Source organism: Seonamhaeicola sp. ABD4_175 (genome assembly GCF_056160885.1).
Map to the genome: position 1 here is coordinate 192,404 of NZ_JBSWYC010000003.1, position 21,441 is coordinate 213,844.

Genomic DNA, 21,441 nt, shown 5'->3' on the forward strand with positions numbered 1-21,441 from the left:
CAGATTTTTCATTCGGTTTGAACTTGTAGAGTTTAATGCTTAACCGCATAATTAATTTTATACAACAACATCTTATTAAATATGAATTACAAGCTACAGAATACACCAGATTATGACTTAGAAACCCTAAAGAAAGATGTTGATTCTGGAGCTAAATTTATTTTATTCAATTATAGAATTGGTCTAGGGTTAATTTCTTTATTAAGATTTTCACCAGCCATATTTATAAAAAGAGAAAAGGATATTAAAAAATTTACAAAGAAATACAATATATTAAATCTAATATTTGGTCCTTGGTTTATTTTTAAAGGTCCTTATTTAACGTATAATGCATTTAAGGTTAATAAAAGAGGTGGAATTGATATAACAAAAGATATATTGGCAAATTTAACGGAAGAACAGCTTAAAAATAAAGAAGTCAATATTAAAGTTGTGCATAATATTTTTCAAAAAGTAAATAAATCTGACAAAGAGAGTATTGCAAAAGCTATTAGGAAAACAAATTTAAATATTGTTCCTATTAAGAATACTTACGTTGCATTATTTATTAATGTAGAAGAGCATCAGAAACCATACTTTGTAATTGGTATTGAACTGTATAAACAAATTGAAATTGATAAAAAACATATTAAAATAAATTTGAATAAATATTATTATAAGCACGTTGCATTTAAAATCTTTAACATTAATGATGATATTGATTATTCTGAAAAGTTAATTGAACAAGGAGAAAGAATTTAAAATATATTTTATAGTGGATTTACATTTTTTAATAAAAAGCAAAATGAACAAATTTTTAAATTGACTAAAATATGATGGCGTTAATAATATCTATAATTTTATGCATTACTTTCACTGCATTAGGGGGTATACATTTTTATTGGCTTCTAGGTGGTAAATGGGGCTTAATAGAGGTGGTACCAACAAAACAACTTGGAGATAAAGCCATAGAACCACCAAAAATAGCTACAGCTATTGTTGGTATAGTGTTACTTCTATTTGGGGTAATATACCTAATAAAAACAGGTTTAATAAGTTTTCAATTTCCAAATTGGCTAATTATTTATGGTAGTTGGTTTATTCCTTCAATTTTTATCTTTAGAGCTATTGGAGATTTTAATTATGTAGGGTTTTTTAAAAAAATTAAAGATACTGAATTTGCAAAAGCCGATTCAAAATGGTTTTCACCATTATCCTTAACAATTGGTTTTTTGGGGTTACTTTTGCAGTTTATTAATTAAGTAGTTTTTAAAGAGTTTATTTAAAACATACAAAAAAAACGCCCTTTTCGGACGTTTTTTTGTTCTAATTAAACCGTTGTTTGGCTATAATATTTTTAAGTTTTGCTTTTAGGTCTTCGCCGGTATCAAAAACCATTTGTTCGTTGGTTGGGAAGGGCACACGCCTGTTATCAATTAAACGTCTGTCTTCTTTTTCTAATGCACGTTTATCGCCACGGTAATGGGCAAAAATATTTTCAAAAATAAAACCGCTATCAAATGAAAACGTGTCTATTATTTGTTTTGTTTTTAAATTGGTATAAACAACATCAGCAATAATTTGAGATTCTTTGGTTTGAATCACTTCGTTTACACGTGCTTTTACACGTATAATTTTATCAATTTTAATATCGTTACCTAAACTATCTTTCATAACGTTACCGTTACGGTCTTTTTTGTATTTCCAACCATCAGCCACATCACGTTCTCTTATAAATTCACGTTCTTTAATGCGTTCTGGCGAAATGTTTATGCGTTTTAGTTGTAGTTGCATGGCAAAATCATAGCCTATGTTTTTATCTGCTGTGGCATGATAAACCGTCCAAAACTGGTTTAAACCGTAGGTGTTAAAATTTAACAAATCATCTTCTAAACGTTTTGGAATTACTTGCGGTGTTTGGTTGTTTATTGAAACTAAAACGTAATGTGTTCCTCGTGCATGAGCTTCGTTTAATAAACTGCGTGTAGTTTCAAAATTTGGGTTAATATTATCTAAATATTCCAAAGTATTATAAGCTTCTCTAATGGTATATTTATCATCAGATTCTAATAAATCTATACCTTTTTCATATAAATAATCAGATAGTTTTTCTTTACTTTCGGCTATAGCATCACTGTAATCGTTAAATTTAAATGCTATGTTTTTACCATTTACATATAGTGGTAAAACGGGTTTAATGGCTTCTTGTCTTGCATCTAAATCACTATAAATTTCAAAAATACTTTTAAGTAATTCTGGGTTGTTATCTTTTTTAAAATGTTTTATGGTGTTTAAATCGCGCTCAACAGATTTGTAATACGCATCTTGAAGCATTATAACATATTCTGCTTTACGTTTTTTGTTCTTATTGGTTCTTAATTTTTGTAATGCAGTAGTAATAGCGTGGTCATAATTACCTGTGTTTACAGCTTGTTCTACTTGCTTTTTAGCACTACAAGCCACAAATAAGGTTAAACAAGTAGATAAAAGTAGTAGTTTTTTCATTAGGTTAAAATTTTAGGTTATTGGGTGTGTATTTCAATAGTAATGCCAAATGTATATTAATTTTAATTTAAATAAATAAACCCCTGAAAAACAGAGGTTTATTTGTTTGTTTTTTTATGTAACCGTTATTTTTTCTTATAAACGGGTAGTAATTCTGTTTTTACTTCACCAAAGCCAATACGTGTTCCGTCTTTTTCACAATAACCACGCATAATTACAGTATCGTGGTCGTTTATAAATTTACGTTCACTACCATCGGCCATTTTAAGTGGTTTTTCACCTTTCCAGGTTAACTCTAACATAGAGCCGTAGCTATCTTCTGTAGGGCCAGAAATTGTTCCGCTTCCCATCATATCACCAGAGTTTATTGGGCAACCGTTAATAGTATGGTGTGCTAGTTGTTGCGCCATATTCCAATACATGTGTTTAAAGTTAGATTTGCTAACCACGGTTTCTTTAGCGCCTTTAGGTTGAATGGAAACTTCTAAATTAATATCAAAACTTTTATTGCCTTTGTATTGCAAATAAGGTAATTGCGGTTTAATAGGTTTTGGCCCTTGCACTCTGTACGGTTCTAGGGCATCAAGTGTTACAATCCATGGCGACATTGAAGATGCGAAGTTTTTGGCTAAAAATGGGCCTAATGGTACATATTCCCACTTTTGAATATCGCGGGCACTCCAATCATTAAACAGCACTAAACCAAAAATATATTCTTCGGCTTCGTTTACTGGTATTGGTTCTCCTAAATCGTTTGCATCGGTAGTAATAAAAGCCATTTCAAGTTCAAAATCTACTAATTTACTGGGCCCAAAAACAGGAGTGTCAGCATCATTTGGTAACGTTTGCCCTTGAGGTCTGTGCACCGGAATACCCGATGGTATAATAGATGAACTTCTGCCATGATAGCCTACAGGAATGTGTAACCAGTTTGGTAACAAAGCATTATCAGGGTCTCTAAACATCGTGCCTACATTGGTAGCATGTTCTTTGCTTGAGTAAAAATCTGTATAATCACCAACTTGTACAGGCAATTGCATTTCAATTTCATCTAAACGAAACAGTACAATTTCTTTATGTTTTACGTTATTTTTAAGCGTATTATTTTCAGCATCAAAAATTTCAGCAATTCTGTTTCTAACAGCACGCCACGTTTTACGGCCATCAGCAATAAAATCGTTTAAGGTATCTTGTAAAAAAATATCATCGGTTAGTGCAATACCATCAAAATAGCCCAATTGGTGTAAAGCGCCTAAATCTATAGCGGTATCACCAATACGTGTACCAATGGTAATAATATCATTTCTTGTTAAAAATACTCCAAATGGTATGTTTTGTATAGGGAAATCTGAATGTTTATCTACGTGTAACCACGAAACTCTATCTGGATTGTTAGCTGATAATGGCATAACTATATATGAATTTGAATTATTGAATTATCTTCAAACGTACACATTTTTTTTTATTTTCATACAAAAATTACCTTAAAACAAATAAAATTTTAATGTGAAGTAAATGGTTAATAAATTGGTTTAAAACTTACACTTAAATATGTGTTTTTTAATGCTAAAAACTATTGTATTTTATATTTTTGCACAATATTTAACCATAATTTAATTTTATGCAACGCGACGAACAAATTTTTGAACTTATTGAAGCTGAAAAAGAGCGTCAATTACATGGTATTGAACTTATAGCATCAGAGAATTTTGTAAGCAACCAAGTAATGGAAGCTGCAGGCTCTGTTTTAACTAATAAATATGCTGAAGGCTACCCAGGAAAACGCTACTATGGTGGTTGTGAAGTAGTTGATGAAGTAGAACAAATAGCTATTGATAGAGCAAAAGAATTATTTGGCGCTGCATATGCAAATGTACAACCACACTCTGGAAGTCAGGCAAACACGGCTGTTTTTGCAGCATGTATTAAACCAGGTGACAAAATTTTAGGTTTTGATTTATCACATGGTGGACATTTAACTCACGGATCGCCAGTAAATTTTTCTGGTAAATTATACGATCCTGTTTTTTATGGAGTTGAGGAAGAAACAGGCGTTTTAAACTATGATAAAATACAAGAAATAGCCACTAAAGAGCAGCCAAAATTAATTATAGCAGGAGCATCTGCATACTCTCGTGATATTGATTTTAAGCGTTTTAGAGTAATTGCAGATAGTGTTGGTGCTATTTTAATGGCCGATATTTCACACCCTGCAGGTTTAATAGCTAAGGGTATTTTAAACGACCCAATTCCACATTGCCACATTGTAACAACAACAACGCATAAAACCCTAAGAGGTCCAAGAGGTGGTTTAATACTAATGGGCGAAGATTTTGATAACCCATTTGGCATTAAACTTAAAAATGGCAATTTACGTAAAATGTCGTCTTTATTAGATTCGGCAGTTTTTCCAGGAAACCAAGGTGGCCCGTTAGAGCATATTATTGCTGCTAAAGCTATTGCTTTTGGTGAGGCTTTATCTGATGAATTTTTGCATTACCAATTACAAGTTAAAAAAAATGCTGCCGCTTTAGCCGATGCTTTAGTAGCTAAAGATTATAAAATTATTTCTGGCGGAACAGACAACCACTGTATGTTAATTGATTTACGCAACAAAAATATATCAGGTAAAGATGCAGAACAAGCATTGGTGAAAGCAGATATTACAGTAAACAAGAACATGGTGCCGTTTGATGATAAATCTCCATTTGTAACTTCTGGAATTCGTTTGGGTGTTGCTGCTGTAACTACACGTGGTTTAAAAGAAGAAGATATGGTTGCAATAGCTAATTTAGTTGATGAAGTAATTGTTAGTTATGAAGATGAAGCTACTTTAGAAGATGTAAGAGAAAAAGTAAATGCAATGATGGCAAATAAACCTCTATTTGTTGCATAATTAATGCTTTAAAAAGAAGATTTTTTAAATATTACTAAATTATATAAGGCCTGAAAATTTTAATTTTCGGGCTTTTTTATTTTAACATTGTTTTTTAAAACTTTTAGTACCCATAATGTTTTTTAAATCATAATCTATAGGAAATTTTGATGTTTTATATAATGGGCAATAAGAGGTAACGCTAGAAAAAGAAAAAAGTAAGCCAACAATTAAGAATATAAATCCTAAAAAGCCTCTAACACCAGCAATAAAAAATAAACTTAATAAAAGTACAGCAACAATAAATTTTGAAACTCTATCAAAACTGCTCATATTTCTCTTAAAATGAATCATAGACGTAGGTTATAAAATTTAGGATTAACATTAATTTTTTGAGGGAAGAATTAATTAATGTTTTATAAAATTATAACTAAACATTTTTAAAAAGAAATATAGAATAAACTATTCGTTAAAATTTATAATTTTTCAGATTAAAATAAGATAAACGCAAACAAAATCGATAAAGAGTATGACTAATATTTTAGAGTGTTTTTTTACAAAAAATTAATCGTCTTCATTAAAAATTGTGTGCTGGTAAGCCCCCAAATCGGGTAAAGTTATACGGTTTTCATTTAAAATATCGGTTGGTACTTGTGAAGCAAAATTAATAGCACCTTGGTTAATAGCCGCAGATGTTTCACCAATTATAAGCATGTTTTTACTGGTATCTTTAAAATCTGGTTTTTCATTAAAAATGATATTTTCATAATGCGTAATATTATCAAAATTGTAATTTTCTCCAGAAAAATCTGAGCTGTTATTTTGAAATTTTATCAAACAATTAGTAAACTTAAAATTAAAATTAACAGATTCATCTTCAACGTTGTCTAATAAAATTTCATTGCTATCATTGCCATAAATAATACAGTTGTTAAAACTGGCTTCGGTTAAATTTGTTACAATGGTATTTTCGTTTTCATCTACTAAAAAATTATTTAATAATAACGCCGGAAATTGTCTAAAACTAGTATTCCAATAGTTAGCAATGGTACTATGTGTAAAATTATACTTACCGCCAAAGGTACCTGCAAATGCTGATAAGCCAGCATTGTTTATTACAACGTTTTCACCTTGAATAGCGGTGTTTCTACCTAAAATACCAAAATTACTTGTGTTGTAAATTTGTGTGTTTGTTATTGTTAATTTATTAGTATTAGCATTTGCATTTCCATCACTTAAAATACCAACTAAAGCATTTTTAATAGTTGCATAATTAATACTATTATTAATGCTACCATCTAAAAGCCAAATGGTGCCCCATTGGCCAGGTCTGTCTGAAAAATTTGGTTCTAAACGGTCGCCTTCAAAAATAACTTCGTTTTCTAAGAGTTCTTGGTTTTGGCTAAAAGTTCCATTTACTTGTAATGACGCGTTGTTTTGTACAATTAAGCCAGAGTTTTCATGAAAGTGTAGGCGAGCACCAGCTTCAATAGTTAAAGTTTCTCCGCTTGGAACTGCTGCAAACCCATAGATTACATATGGTTTTTGGTTAGTCATAGTTAATTCTGAAGTTAAAAGTTCGCGTCCTTGTAATTCAGTTTCTACGGTTTCACCTGCAATATTTAAGGTTAGTGTTTCAACAACTTTTGTAGTATTATCTCTGTTTGGGTAAATAAAAATAGCATCTTTAACTAAAGTAACTAGCTCTACTTTTTGTAAATGATCACCAGCGTCAAATTCAATTTGGTCTGTATATAAATAGGAAGCATTAGTTGCGTTAAATTCATTAAAATCTATGGTAGATTCTACAAAAATATAAAGACTGTCATTTGCTAAAAGCTGAACATTTTCAAATACTTTACCAGCAACACCATCAACATTTAAACGATAATTTGAGTTTTCGCCTAAAGCAAGTTTTACGGTTGGTATTGAGATATCATCATCACTATTGTTATATACTTTTAAATTGTATGTGCTAGAACCAATATTGGTGAAAACGGTATCTAAATAAACCGTGTCTTTTGAGAATTGTAGGTTTCCTGTACTAGGTGAAAACTCAAAATCTTTACGGCAAGAACTCAAAAGTGTTAAAAAAAATATGGTAAAAACTATATAAAAAAAGCGATTCATTACACTAAAATTTATGCTAAAATATAACTTTTGAATTTATGAATTAGTATGCAGTATCTAAATTATTATTTTATGATGCTTTATTAAAAATTTGCCATTTGTATGATAAAAGTCATAAAGATCAAGGTATTTAGGTTGTATTTTAAGTGTGAATTTTTTATAGACTTTAGGTTAAGAAATATTAAAACATAGGTAAATATGTTGCATGTTACATATTGCTTTAGTTTTATGCCCGACTCTAACATAAAGCTAGAAAAAAAGCCCTTGCTTTGGCAAGGGCTTTTTAGTTGCTATTAAAAGGGGAGATTAGTATTATACCAAATCTCTAATCATTTGTGCCGCTTTTTCGGCCGTAATATCACGTTGTGGTGTACCAAACATTTCATAGCCTACCATGAATTTTTTAACCGTTGCACTACGTAGTAATGGCGGGTAAAAACTCATGTGCCAATGCCAGTGGCTATTATCGGCACCATTTGTTGGTGCTTGATGTATACCACTTGAATAAGGGAATGAGGTATTGAAAATCTTATCATAAGCTTTGGTTAAAACCGCAATAGCATCGGCGTACAACAAGGCTTCATTTTCAGCCATTTCTAAAATGTTGGTTTGGTGTTTTTTTGGTGCTATCATTACCTCAAAAGGCCAAACAGCCCAAAAAGGAGTTAATACAACAAAGGCATCATTTTGGTAAATAATGCGTTCGTTTTTTTCTAATTCTTGCGCTAAATAATCGCCTAACAAACTACTTTTGTTTTTAGTAAAGTAGTTTAATTGTTGCGTATTCTTTTTATCTACTTCGTTTGGTAGGGTAGATTGACTCCAAATTTGACCATGCGGGTGCGGATTACTACAACCCATTACGGCGCCTTTGTTTTCAAAAATTTGCACGTAGTTTATGAGTTCGTTTTCGCCTAATTCTTTGTATTCTTTTTGCCATGCAAAAACAACTTTTTGAATTTCTTCTGCAGACATATCGGCTAAACTTTTAGAGTGGTCTGGGCTAAAGCAAATTACTTTACAAATACCTTTTTCGCTTTCAGCAATTAAAAGACCATCGTTAACCGAAAAATCAGGTGAATCTTTTTGTAATGCAGCAAAATCATTGGTAAAGATGTAAACATCTGTATATTCTGGATTTACTTCGCCGTTAATTCTTGTATTGCCTGGGCATAAATAGCAGTTTTCGTCATAGCTTGGTCTAACTTCATTGTTAACAGCTTCATTTTGTCCTTGCCAAGGCCTTTTAGCTCTGTGTGGTGATACTAATACCCATTCGCCCGTTAAAATATTAAATCTTTTATGCGAATAGTCTTGTAAATTAGATGTCATTTTTTGTTGCGTTTATGTTGTTTATTTTACTACGTGTGTTCCGTCTGATAATTCAACTGAATAAAAAGTACAATCCATACCAAATTTATCTTTGTATGGTTGAGATACAAGAGCTTTAAAAGCATCTTCTTTTCCTTTTTCTATTAGGTTTATAGTACAGCCACCAAAGCCGCCACCCATCATTCTTGCACCAATAACATAGTTGGTTGTTTTAGCTTTTCCTACTAGAAAATCAAGCTCTTCACAACTTACTTTGTATTGTTTTGAAAGCCCTTCGTGCGAGCCGTAAATTAAATCGCCAAGGGTTTCTAAATCATCATCTTCCATGGCTTTTGATGCTTTACGAGCTCTGTTGTTTTCTTGTATAACAAATAGAGCTTTTTGGTAGTTTTCTGGAGTTACTTCGCTTTTAATAGTTTCTAAATCTTCTTCGGTAGCATCTCTAAGAGCTTTTACATTAAGTAATTTTGAGATGTTTTCGCAAGCCGAACGCCTATCATTATAAGCACTATCTGATAAACTGTGTTTTACGTTTGTGTTTATTAAAATTAACTGATGATTTTTAAAATCTATTTTAAAAGGTTTTGCTTTTATGGTGCGGCAATCTAAAAGTAGGGCATTGTCTTTTATACCAAACATACTAGCGTATTGGTCCATTATACCACAGTTAACACCTACGTAATTATGTTCTGCTTTTTGTGATATAAATATCATTTCTTCTTTAGTAAGGCCAAGGTTGAATATTTTGTTTAAGCCAAAAACTACACTGTTTTCTAGTGCTGCCGATGAAGACATACCTGCACCTCCAGGAATATCGCCTTTAAAAACAATATTGAAGTTGCCAATTACTTTGTTACGGTTTTTAATTTCGGCAACAACACCTAAAATGTAGTTTTCCCAGCTACCTTCTTTTAAAGGTTTAATGGTATCTAAGTTGAAACTTACTAAACTATCTTTATCAAGCGCGTATGCAGATGATGTGTTGGCGTTGGTTTTTTGTATAGCTGCGTAAATACCTTTATTTACGGCTCCTGGGAATACAAAACCATCATTATAATCAGTATGTTCACCAATAATATTTATGCGTCCTGGTGAAAAAATAAGTACTGGTTCTTCATTAAATTCATTAATAAAAACCTGTTTAACATCGTTAATTAATTTATCTCTCATTTTATATTGTTGTTAGTTGTTTTCTATGTTTAAAGACCATGTGATATTGTAAGTTTCGTTTGGTTTTAAGGTTTGTAAACCAATTTTATTATTAAAACTATTAGATACCCCAGTTGTTGGCTCAATTGCAATGGTGTTTTCTTTTGGAGGCGTGTAAACTTGTAAAAAGTTAGTGTTGCCCGTAGCGTTAAATTTTAAGTTATAATTTGGTGTTTTAAATAGTACTTCATCAGTTTTTAATGCCCAACAATCATCAAGTTGTTTGTTTTCAATTTTTAAATCTTCAATGGTATTTGTTGGCTCAACACCTGTAGTAATATTACGCTCGCCTAAAACTACTTTTTCATTACTGTTAAAGCGTAATGCACTTTCTGGTAAATTAGCACTTAAAAAATATGGGTGCCAACCTAGTGTGAACGGAAATGCTTTGCTATCAGTGTTATTTACTGTTACTTTTAAAGAAAGATTGGTTTCAGAAAACAGATATTCTAATTGCATTTTATAGGTGTATGGAAAGCCTTTTGAAATGTTATTTTCAGTATACTCAAGAAGTATAGATGATGATTTTTCATTTGAAATGGTTTTAATAACCTCAAAAGTTTTGTTGTAAACTAAACCGTGTAAAGCGTTGTTTTCTTCTTTTTGATTAGCTTCAAACTGAAAATTTTCATTGTTAAATGTGTATTTACCGTCTTTTATTCTATTAGCAAAAGGAAATAGGATGGATGATGCAAAAGTATCTGAATACGTTAACGGTGCTAAATCTTTAATAATTTCATGACCATTAAGTGTTAATTCTTGTAAACTAGCCCCTTGATTTAAGTAAATTTTACCGTAAAGTTTTGTTTTTTCATTTTGAATTTCTAAAACATTGGTGGCCTTGTTGTGGTTTATATTGTACATTTAGTTGGTTATAATGAGTTTCTTAAAATTAAATTATGCGGATTTTCTACTTGTATAGTTTCTTTATTTAATATCATTTCAGCTAAACGTTTGCCCATGGCATTAAAATCTGTAGAAATGGTGGTAATACCGCCTTCAACTATTTCTTTTAAAAGGGCGTCGTTATATGAAATAACCCCAATATCTTCAGCTAATTCAAGTTTAGCTTCTTTTAGTTTTTTAATTACCGTTAGTAAACTTTTATCTTCAGGCATTATGTAAACGCTTCCTTTTTTTAAAGGTTTATCATTCAGTGTTTTAATAATGCTATAATTGAATTTATTTTTATAGCAAAACTTAACAAAACCATTTTGTAAGCCTTCAGGTTGTTTATTGTCTTGTAGCACCAAAAAGAGCTTTTTATACTTTTTTAGAAGATGCAAGGTTTTTGTAAGGTTATTAAAAATAATACTTTCAAAGTTTTGATACACTGCTGGGTATTGTTTTAAATCTTCATGCACTTGATCTAAAATGTACACTTTATCTTCAGGTAAATGTTTAATTTCAGCATTTGTATTTTTTAAATTTGCAGGCATAATAACATAGTAATTATAGCTGCCAATATTATCTTGAATGAGTTTTGAAAATAAATTGTTGTTGAAATGATGAAAATAGATATCTACTTGAATATTACTTCCTAAATGCTCTAAAAACGAATTATACAAATCTTCTTTAAAGGCATTAAGTTCATCAAACAATAAAAATATTTTTTGAGTAACACTAACATTTTCGCTTGAAACATAGTAGCCTTTACCAACTACAGATTGAATAATACCACGATTTTTCAATTCATTAAAAGCCATCAAAACCGTATCTCTAGATATACCGTGTTCATCTTTTATGGTGTTAATAGATGGAATTTTATCACCCTTTTGTAGCGTGCCAGAAACTATCAATTCTTCAATAGAATTAATAATTTGTTTGTACTTAGGTATTCCTATTTTGCTTTTAACTTTAATCATGGTGTTTAAGTAACAAATATACAAATTTTTAAATAAAAACCTACTAGACCCTACCAGTTTGGTTTTTATTGGTATAATTAACTATGTTTTTAAAATTTAATTTCTATATTTGAGTTCTATTTTCACTAACTAAACTAAATATTATACAATGACAGCAGGATTTGATACGTGGGACTATATAGTCTTTGTTGCTTACGCCATATTAATTTTAGGTGTAGGTTTATGGGTGTCTAGAGACAAAGACGGGCACCAAAAAAATGCCGAAGATTATTTCTTGGCAAGTAAATCTTTACCATGGTGGGCTATTGGTACATCATTAATAGCCGCAAACATTTCAGCAGAACAATTTATAGGAATGTCTGGCTCAGGGTTTGCCCTTGGTTTGGCAATTGCCTCATATGAATGGATGGCGGCATTAACTTTAATTATTGTTGGTAAATACTTTTTACCAATTTTTATTGAAAAAGGACTTTATACCATCCCTGAATTTGTTGAAAAACGATTCTCTACCAATTTGAAAACAATATTAGCTGTTTTTTGGTTGGCTTTATATGTTTTTGTAAACTTAGCATCAGTACTTTATTTGGGTGGTTTAGCTATTGAAACCATTATGGGTGTAGATATGATGTATGCTATTATTGGTTTAGCATTATTTGCTGCTGCATATTCATTATACGGTGGTTTATCTGCAGTTGCATGGACAGATGTTATACAAGTTGTATTTTTGGTATTAGGTGGTCTTGTTACTACGTATTTAGCTTTAAACGCCGTATCTGATGGCGAAGGTATATTAGCTGGTTTCTCTCAAGTAATGGATGCTGCGCCAGATAAATTCCATATGATTTTAGAAGAAACTAATGATAATTATAACAACCTTCCAGGTATTTGGGTATTAATAGGTGGTTTATGGGTTGCTAATATTTACTATTGGGGCTTCAATCAATATATTATTCAAAGAACTTTAGCTGCAAAATCTTTAAAAGAATCTCAAAAAGGTATTCTTTTAGCAGCAGGTTTAAAGTTAGTTATCCCTTTAATTGTTGTAATTCCAGGAATTGCAGCTTACGTAATGGTTAACGACCCTGAAATTATGGCCAGATTAGGTGATATAGGGCAATTAAACATGCCTTCAGCAGAAAAAGCAGATAAAGCGTATCCTTGGTTATTACAATTTTTACCAACAGGGCTTAAAGGAGTGGCATTTGCGGCTTTAGCAGCTGCGGTAGTATCGTCTTTGGCATCTATGCTAAATTCAACATCTACAATATTCACAATGGATATTTATAAAGAATATTTTGATAAAAATGCAAGTGATAAGAAAACGGTAAATGTAGGTAGAATTTCTGCAGCTGTAGCCCTTGTAATTGCAGTTATTGTAGCACCTTTATTAGGTGGTATAGATCAGGCTTTTCAATTTATTCAAGAGTATACAGGTTTAGTGAGTCCGGGTATTTTAGCAGTGTTTTTATTAGGTTTATTCTGGAAGAAAACAACCAACAATGCAGCTATTTGGGGCGCTTTATTATCGGTTCCTATTGCAGGTTTACTTAAGTGGTTACCTTTAAAAGTAGAAGCATTTGCATGGTTAACACCTTGGATGCACCAAATGGGAATTGCAACATTGCTTTCAATGGTTGTAATTATGATTATGAGCCAAATGGAAAATAAAGGAAAAGAAGATGCTAAGGGTATTCACTTTTCTAAAGATTTATTCAAAACAACACCACTATTTAACATAGGAGCGTTTGTAATAATGCTAATATTAGCGTTTTTGTACGCTAAATTTTGGTAATAAATAATTAAAATAGATATAAAACGCCATAGAAATATGGCGTTTTGTAATTTTATAACATTTGTAAAAACGTTTGTTTTAACGTATTAAGCATAAAGTATAAAAATTTGTAAAATTTCTTTTGTTAGATTTATGTTTAATTTTATATTTGCAACCGCTTTAATGGTCGCGTAGCTCAGCTGGATAGAGCATCTGCCTTCTAAGCAGACGGTCACAGGTTCGAATCCTGTCGCGATCACAATAATCCTCACTTTTTTAAGTGAGGATTTTTTGTTTCATACAGGTTTTACAATGTTTGAAATAAACAATAATTATCTAGAAACTTCTTTTTCATAATTATATTTAAATTCTTTGGGAGATATATTATGTTTCTTTTTGAAGGCTCTATTAAAATTAGAAAGAGAGTTGAAGCCAGCTTCATAACAAACTTCACTTATAGGCATATTAGTTTCAGTTAAATATTTAGTAACAACACCAAGTCTGTAATCCATAAGGTAATTGGTAAAACTTAAACCAGTTCTTTTTTTAAAGTAGTGACTAAATGCAGATTCAGACATATTAACCATTTCGGCAACTTTAGATAATTTTATAGGTGTCTTGTAATTATTTTTAACATAGTTCATGATTAGGGATACTCTTCTGCTTTCTCTTTTTTCATTATAATTGGCACTTTGTGGGCTACTAAGCACTTTAATGTCAGTTGATGTAGATAATATATGAAGTATTTCTAAAAAAACTAAAAAGGATTTGAAGGTATCATTTCCTGATATTAATTTCATTTTTTTTTGAATAATCGATTTTGTTGGATTAGAAAATGAAATTCCTCTTTGTGATAATTCTAAAAGCTTTTTGATGTCTTTAGAAACCGAATAACTCATTATTTTTGAGTGCAGAAAATGTTCTTGAAACTGCAGTGTTATAACAGCGGCTTTACTTATAGCGCTATCTGATTTCCAAACATGTTTAAGTTCAGGCCCAAGAAGGGTTAAATCGGTACCATTAATTTTTTCAGTTGAATCTCCAACAGTTCTGCTACCTTTAAAACCTGAAATGAGGTTTAATTCGTATTCGTTATGAAAATGTAACGGATAGTCAAATAATGCATTTTTATGCTTTAAAACAACAAATGGATCATCGGTTTTTATAGGTGTAATTTCTCTTATAGATCTCATGAATAAATACAGTTTTTGTATTTAAGTTTTATGGTGAAATTAATAATTTAAAAATATATTTCACATAAATTAATGATATCGTAATGTTTTTTAGTAGAAAATTAATAATAAATAATTGTAAAGTTCAAAAAATGCAAAGTATTGAGCATTAAATAATCATTTTTAAGACTATTTCTTATCTAATTTTGACAAACAATTAAATTTTAAAGCTAAACTAAATGAATAAAAGAAATAGAATTAGGTTTCTAGCTAGCGTCATGTTTATTTTAGGGTTAACCACCTTAAATGCTCAAATTAATGTTAGCGGTATTGTTATTGATGAAGGAGGGATTCCTTTGCCAGGAGCAAATGTTATTGAACAAGGTACTTCTAATGGTACTACTACTGATTTTGATGGTAGGTTTAATTTAACTGTTAAAAATAAATCATCTAAATTAGAATTAACGTATGTTGGTTATTTAGCACAATTAGTAGCTGTTGAAAATAAAACCAACTTTAATATTGTTTTAAAAGAAGACATAGCATCATTAGATGAAGTTGTAGTTGTAGGTTATGGATCGGTTAAAAAAAGTGATCTTACAGGTTCTGTAGCTTCAGTAGATATGGATGATATTCCTGCTAAACCTGCCAATTCTGTTGATGGTTTACTGCAAGGTCAAGTTGCTGGTGTGCAAGTAACATCGCCATCCGATAACCCTGGAGCAGGTTCTGTAATAAGAATTAGAGGAGGTAGTTCCTTAAGAGGTGGTAATGACCCGTTAGTTGTTGTAGATGGTTTTCCAATAGGAACTGCTGGAGACTTAAAGCAGATTTCTCCACAAGATATTGCCTCAATGGAGGTGTTAAAGGATGCTTCGGCTTCTGCAATTTATGGTTCTAGAGGTGCTAATGGTGTTATTATGATTACCACTAAAAAAGGTTCTAGAAATACAACCGAAGTAACCGTTTCTCAACAAAACACGTTTTCAAGTTTTACTTCAGATTTAAACCTTTGGAGAGATCCTGCATTAATGGCAGAATTAAGTAATGAATCTAGAATTAATGGTGGTTTTGTTCCATTGTATATTGGCGCAGAAGATGCAAACGGTATATATTATCCTTCTTTAAGTGAGTTAAAAAATAATACATGGCCATATTACACAAAATGGGATGATATTGTTTTTAGAGACCCTGTTTCTAACAATACAAACTTAGCTGTAAGAAGTCAAACAGATAGAACTCAATTTAGTTTAAGTGCAACATATTATACTAATGAAGGGGTTTATATTGAAGATGATTACAATAAGCTAAACCTTAATTTAAATGTAACTCATAAATTGTTTGATGATAAGGTAACAGTTGGTGCAAATGTAATTTACTCTAAAGGAAAGCAAAATAATAATGGTGATTTAGCATATTGGCGAAATCCAATTTTTCCAGTTTATCAAGACAATGATCCAACAAAGGATTACTTCCTAGCTGGAGTTCAAGATTTTTCTCATCCTATAGCGTTAACAGAGAATAGAAGTAATGAAACTAGATTTTTAGATTTTATAAGTTCAGCATATGTAGATGTACAACTATTACCATCATTAAAGTTTAAAACACAGCTGAATTATAAATACGGACGCTCAATTAATGAATTTTATAACCCGAAGAGATACACCTTAGATGGTACTTTTAATAATGGAGCTGGAGGAATAAATAACTGGGATAACCACGAAACCGTAGCCGAGTCTTTCCTAACTTTTGATAAGTTGTTTAATGAAAAGCACAAGGTAACAGCCATGGGTGGTGTTTCTTATCAGTATTCAGAAACCAGAACCTCAAACTTAAGAGCCTTCGATTTTTTAAACGAATCTTTAGGAAGCGGAAATTTAGCTTCAGGAAATCCAGAACAGCAATCTGTTTCAAATGGGCTTACCGAAACTGTATTATATTCAGGTTTAGGACGTTTTAATTACACTTATGATGATAAGTATTTGGTAACATTTACTATACGCGCAGATGGGTCTTCAAAATTTGGCTCTAATAACCAATGGGCATATTTCCCTTCTGGAGCACTTGGTTGGAAATTGCATAATGAGAAATTTATTGAAGACTTAAACATATTTGATCAATTAAAATTAAGAGCAAGTTTTGGTATCTCTGGTAACCAAGGTATTTCACCATACTTAATAAACAGTAGGTACGGGCAAGATCAATACTTCGTAAACGGAGGCTGGCAAACAACCATTGGTCCTGGTTATGCAGTGGGTCAAGATAGTCAAACAGGAAAATTTATTTGGGGTGGTATCCCAAATCCAGATTTAAAATGGGAAACAACAAGACAATTTAACATAGGTGCAGACTTCTCGTTTTTTAAACGTCGTTTAAATGTAACACTAGATTACTATAATAAATATACTGATGATTTATTGCGTGAGCGGTTAATTTCTCCTTCATCATCATATGATAGAATGTGGGTTAATGATGGTGAAATTCAAAATAGAGGTATTGAAATTACTTTAGATGGAAAAATTATTAATAATGACGATTGGGGAGTAAACGGAACCTTTATTTTCTCTAAAAATGAAAATGAAGTAGTTAGCCTAGGTAATGCATTATCATCTGGTTTAAATACTGATGCTTTAACAGGAATGCAGTACGAATTCTCAGGTAGTACGGTTGAAGCGTTTAGAGCTGTACCAAATATTTTGGCAGTGGGCCAACCTATTAATGTGTTTTATGGATATAGAGTAGATGGCATTGTACAATCTGAAGCAGATGGATTAGCTTCTGGTTTAACAGGAGATTTAGCACAACCAGGTGAATTTAAATATGTAGACCTAAATGAAGATGGTGTTATAGATGAAGGAGATAGAACAATAATTGGTAATCCTAATCCAGATTTTTCTGCAAGTTTAAATCTACAGTTTAGATATAAGAAATTTGATGCTTCACTTTTCTTTAATGGAACTTTTGGAAAAGATATCTTCAATACAAAACGATTTGGAGAACCAAATAACACGCCATTAAGATGGACACAAGATAACTTAACAAACAACTATCCAAGCCTTCGTGATGGTAGAAATCTTTTAATGTCAGACTGGTTTATAGAAGAAGGAAGTTTTGTGAGACTTCAAAACTTAACCGTTGGGTATAACTTTGATTTACCTAAACTATTTAAAAGAGGTAGAGTGTTTGTTAACGGAACAAACTTATTTACAATAACAGATTTTGAAGGTTATGACCCCGAAATAGGTGAGAATGGTATTTATTGGGGAGGTTACCCAAGATTGAGAAACTGGACATTAGGTTTAGAATTTACATTTTAAACTTTGGTTATGACTAGACAAGCATTTATAACAATAAACGAATTGAAAAAAATGAATTTTAGAAATATAATATTAGGTTTAACTTTTGCAATTGGCCTTGTGTCCTGTGAAAGTTTAGATGTAGAGCCTGAAGGTTTTTACTCCGATGATAACTTCTATAAAAGTTTAGAAGACGCCGAAGCGTCTGTACTTTACGCCTATGATGCGCTAACTTTAGTGAGTTATGCACCAATAACATTTTATCTAACAGAACTAGCTTCAGACAATTGTGTGGTAAAACCAGATGAAGGTGCAGATGCTCAACAATTTGTAAACTGGGAAGTAAGCTCGCAAAATGATTTGTTATTGCAATTCTACAGATCAGCTTACATTGCAATAAATAGAGCCAATGCCGTAATAGAAAATGTAGAAGGAAGAGGCTTTAATGAAGCCGATGAAAAACGCCTTTTAGGTGAAGCCTTATTCTTAAGAGCTTACAATCACTTTAATGTTGTTAAAGCATTTGGTTTGGCGCCTTTACAAAAATCTTTAATAGATAGATTAGACGAAACAACAGCTGTGTTACCTGCCAATATGGAAGAAGTTTACAGTTTCTTAATTGAAGACTTAACCACAGCAATAGATTACCTAGAAGTAAATCGTGTAGTTGGAAGAGCAGATAAAGTGGCAGCACAAGCTCTATTGGCAAAAGTATATTTGTTTGCAGCTTCAGCTAAAGAAAGTGGAGTGCCAAATTATAACACCATTTCAGAGAGTGTAGATAATTTATATACTAAAGCAGCCGAATTTTCAGGAGCTGTTTTAAATAATCAAGGTGAATATTATCACGATAATAACTTGCAGAATATTTATGATGTAAATGCTCCTAACGGACCAGAACATATCTTCATTTTATCAATGGATAGATCTGGAACAAAAGAGGGCGATTATTCCAAATTATCAAAATACTTCATTCCATGGTTGGGAGGCTCAACAGTATATCTTAAAAATTCAGATGATTCTTTCTCGCCAACGCATGATGGTTGGAGCGTATTCCAAACCACAGATGATTTATTTACGTCATACGAAGTGGATGATAAACGCAGAAATGAACTCATAGTTTCTGAAGTTTATGATGAAACTGAAACATCTTTAGGAACAATTAATGACGGTGCAGTACAATACCCTTTCACAAGAAAATATATAGATCCAGAGTTTGAAGGTGATAAAACAAGTACTAGACCTTATTTAATTAGATATTCAGATATTCAATTGGTTTATGCCGAAGCTACAGCTAATACTGATGGTTTACAGCATTATAACATGATACGTAGAAGAGCAGGTGTAAGTGAGTTGGCAAGCGTAGGAGATGTAAATCAATTTAGAAATTTAGTAATTCAAGAACGCCAAAGAGAATTAGCTTTTGAAGGTGACCGTCTTTGGGATTTAAGACGTAAAAATATGGTACAGTCTCAAGTGTTTCAAGCCGCAGGCTTATCACCAAATGCTGCGTCTTTTTATCCAATTCCGCAACGCGAAATAGATTTAAATCCAAACATCAACTAAAAACAAGAAAAATGAAAAAGTTATATCAAATAAGTGTAATTATCCTGTCGCTATTCATGGTGGCATGTAACGATAATCCTCTTGAGACTATAGAAGGAACTGGTTGGCAAAAAGAACGTAATATCATTTCAATTTTAGTTGAAGGGCAAATAGGAACGGCCGTTATTGAAAGAGATTTTGATGATGCTAAAATCAAAATATTTGCCAAAGAAGAAAATATTGCTGATATCACCAAGGTAGAAATTAAAAATATAGAATTGTCTTACGGAGCTACAACCCCAAACATTGAAGGATCAACTTTAGATTTTTCAAGTGGTGTGAGTGAAATTTCAATTGTATCTGGAGCAGGAGAAACTTTAAACTGGGAAGTTACCTTATTACCATTTGTGTCTGATTTAGAAGGAGATTGGTACATTGGTGAAATAGGTTTGTATGCAGATATGTGGACCTGGGAAAGCTGGGGCTGGGAAAAATACGAGAAAATTAATAATTACCTACCAGAATTATCACCAGAGTTAGATAACATACTTAGTTTTAATGTTGAAGGTGCTGATGAAAACGGAAATCCGTTTGGTACTTACCAACATAAACCTGGTAACGATGGACTTTATGGTAACTTTGGCGATGCCGCTCAAGGGTGGGATTTTAACGAAAGGTTTAGAAAAATTCCAACAGGTTCAGGTACTTGGTTAAGAGACTTTGAACGTAATAAAGTTATAATTACAGATGAGAATAGAAAGGTTTATGAACTAGATTTAGAAGTGTTTATTGATACTGAGGAAGTTGCCTTAAAATCAGATTTACTATATCAGCCAGATCTCTTTGATTGGGATGTACAAGCTTGGGCTTATGAAGAATTAGCGCACATGTCTAAATCTATGTGGTATAGATTAACTAGAGACTATGTGCCGCAAACTGGTAATGATATCAGATCGCTAACGGTTGCTAATCAAGTAGGAGATGCTACAATAGATGGAGGTAACAAAACAGTTACGGTTGTAATTGAAGATAATGGTGCAGATATTTCGGCAATTGAAATTACAAATTTAGGAATTTCGTTCTCAGCCTCTTCAGATAAAGCAGTTGGAGAAACCTTAGATTTCTCTGGAGATTATACTTCTGAAATTACAATTACTTCTGAAGCAGGTGAGGCCGTAGTTTGGACAATTAACCTAGAAATAGATTTAGATGTTAGTGATGTATCTATTGCCGGAACATGGACAATTGATGAAATAGGTTTGTATGCAGATTTGTTTACTTGGGAAAGCTGGGGCTGGGATAAAAATGAATTGGTAACAAATTATTTACCAAACGCATCTACAGAGCTAGACAATACAATAACCTTTATTGTAACCGGAAAAGATGCTCAAGATAGACCATACGGAACTTATGATAATAACGCAGGTACAGACGGCGCATACGGAAATTTTGTGTCTGATGATACTAGTTGGCCTGAAACAGATTTTAATAGCAGATTTAGAAAAGTGCCAACAGGAACTGGTACTTGGATTTTAGACGGAGAAACAGTTACCATCACTGATGGTGGTGGTACTAACTTCGTTTTAACTTTAGAAGTAAAAACAGAGACTACAATTGCATTAAGTTCAGATTTAGAGTTCCTAGCAGAACAGTTTGATTGGAATGAGCAAAACTACAGCTACGAAGAAACTGCACACATGTCTAAAAAAATGTGGTATAACTTAAGTAAATAAAAAACCGCACCTGCATACTTATGCTTTTG

General features: G+C 31.9%; 16 protein-coding genes and 1 tRNA gene. 8 read left to right on the forward strand and 9 right to left on the reverse strand.

Translation table 11 applies throughout. The features are described 5' to 3' along the window. Positions 1–81 precede the first annotated feature (81 nt). Both ACXAG4_RS10675 and ACXAG4_RS10680 read left to right on the forward strand, forming a co-directional pair. Complete coding sequence (locus ACXAG4_RS10675; protein WP_475296077.1) at positions 82–741, forward strand: hypothetical protein; 660 nt, start codon at positions 82–84, stop codon at positions 739–741. 71 nt (positions 742–812) lie between these two features. Beyond that, complete coding sequence (locus ACXAG4_RS10680; RefSeq protein ID WP_475296078.1) at positions 813–1,241, forward strand: DUF3995 domain-containing protein; 429 nt, start codon at positions 813–815, stop codon at positions 1,239–1,241. A 64-nt stretch (positions 1,242–1,305) separates the two neighbouring features. Here ACXAG4_RS10680 and ACXAG4_RS10685 read toward each other — a convergent pair whose 3' ends face one another. Both ACXAG4_RS10685 and fahA read right to left on the reverse strand, forming a co-directional pair. Continuing rightward, positions 1,306–2,484: a hypothetical protein gene (locus tag ACXAG4_RS10685; RefSeq protein WP_475296079.1), complete on the reverse strand. Its 1,179-nt coding sequence runs from the start codon at positions 2,482–2,484 to the stop codon at positions 1,306–1,308. Between the two features lie 125 nt (positions 2,485–2,609). Next, positions 2,610–3,893 (reverse strand): fumarylacetoacetase, encoded by a 1,284-nt coding sequence (gene fahA / locus ACXAG4_RS10690; RefSeq protein WP_475296080.1) that lies wholly within the window; start codon positions 3,891–3,893, stop codon positions 2,610–2,612. Positions 3,894–4,105: 212 nt separating this feature from the next. On the opposite strand from fahA, the gene glyA reads away from it, so the two are divergent. After that, entirely contained in the window at positions 4,106–5,380 is a 1,275-nt protein-coding gene (gene glyA, locus ACXAG4_RS10695) for a serine hydroxymethyltransferase (protein ID WP_475296081.1), read from the forward strand. 81 nt (positions 5,381–5,461) lie between these two features. On the opposite strand, the gene ACXAG4_RS10700 is transcribed toward glyA, so the two are convergent. The 6 genes from ACXAG4_RS10700 to ACXAG4_RS10725 all read right to left on the reverse strand — a co-directional run bounded on the left by ACXAG4_RS10700 (position 5,462) and on the right by ACXAG4_RS10725 (position 11,895). Continuing rightward, positions 5,462–5,713 (reverse strand): YgaP family membrane protein, encoded by a 252-nt coding sequence (locus tag ACXAG4_RS10700; protein WP_475296082.1) that lies wholly within the window; start codon positions 5,711–5,713, stop codon positions 5,462–5,464. A gap of 210 nt (positions 5,714–5,923) precedes the next feature. After that, entirely contained in the window at positions 5,924–7,489 is a 1,566-nt protein-coding gene (locus ACXAG4_RS10705; protein WP_475296083.1) for a hypothetical protein, read from the reverse strand. Between the two features lie 312 nt (positions 7,490–7,801). After that, positions 7,802–8,821 carry a UDP-glucose--hexose-1-phosphate uridylyltransferase gene (locus tag ACXAG4_RS10710; RefSeq protein WP_475296084.1) on the reverse strand — a complete coding sequence of 340 codons (1,020 nt, stop codon included), beginning with the start codon at positions 8,819–8,821 and terminating at the stop codon, positions 7,802–7,804. Between the two features lie 21 nt (positions 8,822–8,842). After that, on the reverse strand, positions 8,843–9,991 hold the full coding sequence (gene galK / locus ACXAG4_RS10715) for a galactokinase (RefSeq protein ID WP_475296085.1): 1,149 nt from the start codon (positions 9,989–9,991) through the stop codon (positions 8,843–8,845). 12 nt (positions 9,992–10,003) lie between these two features. Next, positions 10,004–10,894, reverse strand: coding sequence for an aldose epimerase family protein (locus tag ACXAG4_RS10720; RefSeq protein WP_475296086.1), 891 nt, complete (start codon positions 10,892–10,894; stop codon positions 10,004–10,006). 8 nt (positions 10,895–10,902) lie between these two features. Then, positions 10,903–11,895 (reverse strand): GntR family transcriptional regulator, encoded by a 993-nt coding sequence (locus ACXAG4_RS10725; RefSeq protein ID WP_475296087.1) that lies wholly within the window; start codon positions 11,893–11,895, stop codon positions 10,903–10,905. Between the two features lie 148 nt (positions 11,896–12,043). Here ACXAG4_RS10725 and ACXAG4_RS10730 point away from each other — a divergent pair, with 148 nt between their 5' ends. Continuing rightward, positions 12,044–13,687 carry a sodium/sugar symporter gene (locus tag ACXAG4_RS10730; RefSeq protein ID WP_475296088.1) on the forward strand — a complete coding sequence of 548 codons (1,644 nt, stop codon included), beginning with the start codon at positions 12,044–12,046 and terminating at the stop codon, positions 13,685–13,687. Between the two features lie 164 nt (positions 13,688–13,851). After that, positions 13,852–13,925 (forward strand) — tRNA-Arg (locus ACXAG4_RS10735). A 73-nt stretch (positions 13,926–13,998) separates the two neighbouring features. On the opposite strand, the gene ACXAG4_RS10740 is transcribed toward ACXAG4_RS10735, so the two are convergent. Continuing rightward, a complete protein-coding gene (locus ACXAG4_RS10740) occupies positions 13,999–14,859 on the reverse strand; it encodes an AraC family transcriptional regulator (RefSeq protein WP_475296089.1) in 861 nt (286 codons plus the stop codon). Between the two features lie 218 nt (positions 14,860–15,077). On the opposite strand from ACXAG4_RS10740, the gene ACXAG4_RS10745 reads away from it, so the two are divergent. Genes ACXAG4_RS10745 through ACXAG4_RS10755 form a run of 3 tightly spaced genes read left to right on the forward strand, consistent with a single transcriptional unit; the run spans position 15,078 to position 21,412 of the window. Continuing rightward, positions 15,078–18,155, forward strand: coding sequence for a SusC/RagA family TonB-linked outer membrane protein (locus tag ACXAG4_RS10745; protein WP_475296090.1), 3,078 nt, complete (start codon positions 15,078–15,080; stop codon positions 18,153–18,155). Between the two features lie 9 nt (positions 18,156–18,164). Continuing rightward, positions 18,165–19,700, forward strand: coding sequence for a RagB/SusD family nutrient uptake outer membrane protein (locus tag ACXAG4_RS10750; protein WP_475296091.1), 1,536 nt, complete (start codon positions 18,165–18,167; stop codon positions 19,698–19,700). Positions 19,701–19,711: 11 nt separating this feature from the next. Further along, positions 19,712–21,412 (forward strand): hypothetical protein, encoded by a 1,701-nt coding sequence (locus ACXAG4_RS10755; protein ID WP_475296092.1) that lies wholly within the window; start codon positions 19,712–19,714, stop codon positions 21,410–21,412. Positions 21,413–21,441: the final 29 nt, after the last annotated feature.